This is a genomic window from Gemmatimonas sp. (assembly GCF_044345575.1).
Classification (GTDB): domain Bacteria; phylum Gemmatimonadota; class Gemmatimonadetes; order Gemmatimonadales; family Gemmatimonadaceae; genus Gemmatimonas.
The window spans coordinates 1-3,428 of record NZ_JBIJAW010000347.1; the positions used below are offsets into that span (position 1 = coordinate 1).

General features: G+C 63.6%; 3 protein-coding genes and 1 pseudogene. 1 reads left to right on the forward strand and 3 read right to left on the reverse strand.

Features of this window, described 5'->3' with window-relative positions; translation table 11 throughout:
* From ACIQ6O_RS14850 to ACIQ6O_RS14860, 3 genes and pseudogenes are all read right to left on the reverse strand, one after another.
* Positions 1-844 (reverse strand): annotated as a pseudogene (locus ACIQ6O_RS14850) (RNA degradosome polyphosphate kinase); the annotation flags it as partial.
* A 42-nt stretch (positions 845-886) separates the two neighbouring features.
* Positions 887-1,924 carry an anion permease gene (locus ACIQ6O_RS14855; protein ID WP_396208560.1) on the reverse strand — a complete coding sequence of 346 codons (1,038 nt, stop codon included), beginning with the start codon at positions 1,922-1,924 and terminating at the stop codon, positions 887-889.
* A 17-nt stretch (positions 1,925-1,941) separates the two neighbouring features.
* Complete coding sequence (locus ACIQ6O_RS14860; protein ID WP_396208561.1) at positions 1,942-2,553, reverse strand: DUF47 domain-containing protein; 612 nt, start codon at positions 2,551-2,553, stop codon at positions 1,942-1,944.
* Between the two features lie 464 nt (positions 2,554-3,017).
* On the opposite strand from ACIQ6O_RS14860, the gene ACIQ6O_RS14865 reads away from it, so the two are divergent.
* Positions 3,018-3,428, forward strand: a 411-nt coding sequence (locus ACIQ6O_RS14865; protein ID WP_396208562.1) for an Hsp70 family protein, incomplete at its 3' end; no start/stop codon positions are given.

Here is a 3,428-nt window from a genome sequence, read left to right on the forward strand (position 1 = left end):
CGAGTTCCTCCAGCAGCAGCGTGCGGATGCGCTCCGGCATGTCACGCTGGACCTCGAGCCGTACTACCTCACCAAAGCGACGCTGAAACACCTGCTGCTCGATGGTCTCAAGCAGGTCCTCGGGTTGATCCATCTGCCCGAGGTCGAGATCGGAGTAGCGCGTGATGCGGAACGTGAACCAGCGCTGCACCTCCATGCCGGGGAAGAGGGAACCCAGATGGGCTCCAATGACCTCTTCGAGTGGCACAAAGCAGTGCCCGCGGCCGATCGACACCCAGCGCGGGAGGGAGCGCGGAACCTTGACGCGCGCGAAATGCGCCTTGCCGGTGACCGGGTCCTTGATGTCCACGGCCAGCGACAGCGACAGATTGGAGATGTACGGAAACGGGTGCCCGGGGTCGACCGCCAGCGGGGTCAGAACCGGGAAGACCTCCGCTTCGAAGAACGCGTGCACCCGCGCGCGCTCCGCCTCATCGAGGGCGTCCATCTTGAGCAGATGGATGTCGTGCCGTGACAACCCCGGCAGCAGCTCGCCCTTGAGCACCTGGCGCCGGCGCGTGAGCAGCTCCTGCACGCGGGCACGAATCGCTTCGAGTTGCTCCGCCGGTGCGAGCGTCTCAGGCGCATACTGGGCGGCACCCGCGGCGACCTTTCGCCGCAGCCCCGCCACCCGCACCATGTAGAACTCGTCGAGATTGGTGCTGAAGATCGCGAGAAACTTGAGACGCTCCAGCAGCGGCACACGCTCGTCGAGCGCTTCCTCCAGCACGCGCGCATTGAACTCGAGCCAGGACAGCTCGCGATTGAGATACGGCAACGACAGCGAGGTTACCGAGGACATCATTGGTGCGGTCGGTCGCCACAGGGGCAACCGACCGTCTCCGCGTCAGAGAGGATTGAAGGCTGCGAGCAGCCAGTAGCTGACGGCAGCCATGGCCGCGCTGGCCGGAATGGTGATGACCCACGCCCACACGATGCGGCTGGCGAGCCCCCAGCGTACAGCGGACAAGCGATTCGTCGCGCCCACGCCGACGATGGCCCCGGTGATGGTGTGTGTCGTGGACACCGGAATCCCGAACTTCGAGGCCACGAGAATGACCATGGCGCCGCCGGTTTCGGCACAGAACCCACCGACCGGGCGGAGCTTGGTGATGCGCGTGCCCATGGTATGCACGATACGCCAGCCGCCGAAGAGCGTCCCCAGCGAAATCATGGTGTACGCGCTGAGCTCGACCCACATCGGAATCTCCTTCAGCGACGTCACATGCATGTGCGACAACACACCGGTCTGGTTGGCAAACGTCGCCTGCGTGGCCACGAGCAGCCCAACGATGATGCCCATGGTCTTCTGCGCGTCATTCCCGCCATGCGCCAGCGACAGCAACGCCGAACTGGTGAGCTGCGCGACTCGGAAGAACTTCTCCGCCTTCGTGTTGATCACGTTGCGAAACACGTTGAACACGATGACCATGAGCAGGAAGCCCATGAGCGCGCCGAGCGTGGGCGAGAGCACGATGGCCGAGAGCGTCTCGATCCACTTCTTGCCCCACAGGAGCGCCGCAAAGCCCGCCTTGGACACGGCGGCGCCGGCATAGCCGCCGATGAGCGCATGCGACGAGCTGGAGGGAATGCCGAACCACCAGGTGATGAGGTTCCAGATGATGGCGCCAAGCAGCCCACCGAGAATGACGTTGGCGTCGACGACGTTTACGTCGATGAAGCCCGCGGCGACCGACTTGGCGACGGCCGTCCCGACGAAGAACAGCGCGGAGAAGTTAAAGACGGCGGCCCAGATGACGGCCGCCAGTGGGCTGAGCACGCGAGTGCCAACGATCGTGGCGATCGAGTTGGCCGAGTCGTGGAAGCCGTTGATGAAGTCGAACGCGAGCGCGACGACGACGATGAAGATGACGAAAGTGACCACTGAGGTCTCGACCGGCGTCAGCTGTTCTTGAGCGCGATGCTTTCAAGGACGTTCGAGACGTCCTCACATTCGTCAATGGCTTCCTCGAGGGCGTCGAAGATTTCCTTCCACTTGAGCACCTCGATGGCCGGCTCGTCCCGATCGAAGAGCGCGCCCACGGCCTGGGCATACAGCACATCGCCCTCTTCCTCGAGCGCCTTGATCGCCCGGCCGTGCTCCATCATGCGCTGCCGCTTGGTGACCTCGCCGACCGACGCCAGGATTTCCTTGCCGCAGCGCACAAGGACATCGGCCATCTGCACGCCACCGTCGCGCGACGTCGTCACCCGGAACATCACGACGCGGCGTGACGCGCCATTGATGAGGTCGATGACGTTATCGAGCCGCTTCGCGAGCACGTGAATGTCTTCGCGGTCGAGCGGCGTCACGAAGCTCGTGTCGATGCGCTGATTGATCAGATGCACGATGGCATCCCCGTCGGTCTCGACCTTCTTGATCTGTACGGAAATCTGCGCAGCGTTCGCGGGGTTCTCGAACAGGGTCCGCAGCAGCGTCGCCGCTTCGCCGATGTGCACGGCAAGGCCACGGAAATGGTCGAAGAACGTTTCGTCTTTGGAAAAAAGCTTCACGGATCCCTGTTGGTGGAGTGGCGCGCCGACGTCCTCGCCGACACACCTTGATTCTGCTTCGGACTTGTCAGTTTGGACGCGAATTTGATGTAACGAAAACGTCACCTGCCGACCCCCGCCGTAACGACGGGCATCAGCGCGTCCAGGACAGAAGCAGAGAGATTAATCAGTCCCGGGTCCTTCCGTGAACAGTTCAGGACCAAACCACCGTCGCATCAGACACGGCGGGGCAGCGAGCCGCCGCGTAGGGGGCGTCGCCGGCGAGGGGGGCAGACGGCACCACGAGAAGGTCAATTTGACAGCCTGCCAGTCCGGCAGACTCTACCATTGCCGATTTCGGAGAAATTCGGCCGGTACGGCAGCGATACGGCGGCCCACTGCTTGCCCTTCCTGAGTCCGAGTACCTCCGAGGGACAGCGAATCCGCCCACCCTCTCCAACATCAGGACCTCTACAGAGATCCCCATGGCTGAAAAAGTTATCGGCATCGACCTCGGCACCACCAACTCGGTGGTCTCCGTGCTGGAAGGTGGCGATCCGGTCGTGATTCCGAACGCCGAAGGTGGCCGCACCACGCCGTCCGTCGTCGGCTTTACCAAGGATGGCGAGCGCCTCGTAGGCCAGATCGCCAAGCGTCAGGCCGTTACCAACCCGCAGAACACGATCTTCTCGATCAAGCGCTTCATGGGCCGCCGCGTGGCGGAAGCCCAGGCAGAGCAGTCGCGCGTGCCCTACCAGATCGTGGCCGGCCCGAACGACGTGGCGGCCGTGGAAGTCCAGGGCAAGCGCTACACGCCGCCCGAGATCTCGGCCATGGTGCTGCAGAAGATGAAGCAGACCGCCGAGGACTACCTCGGCCACCCGGTCACGAAGGCC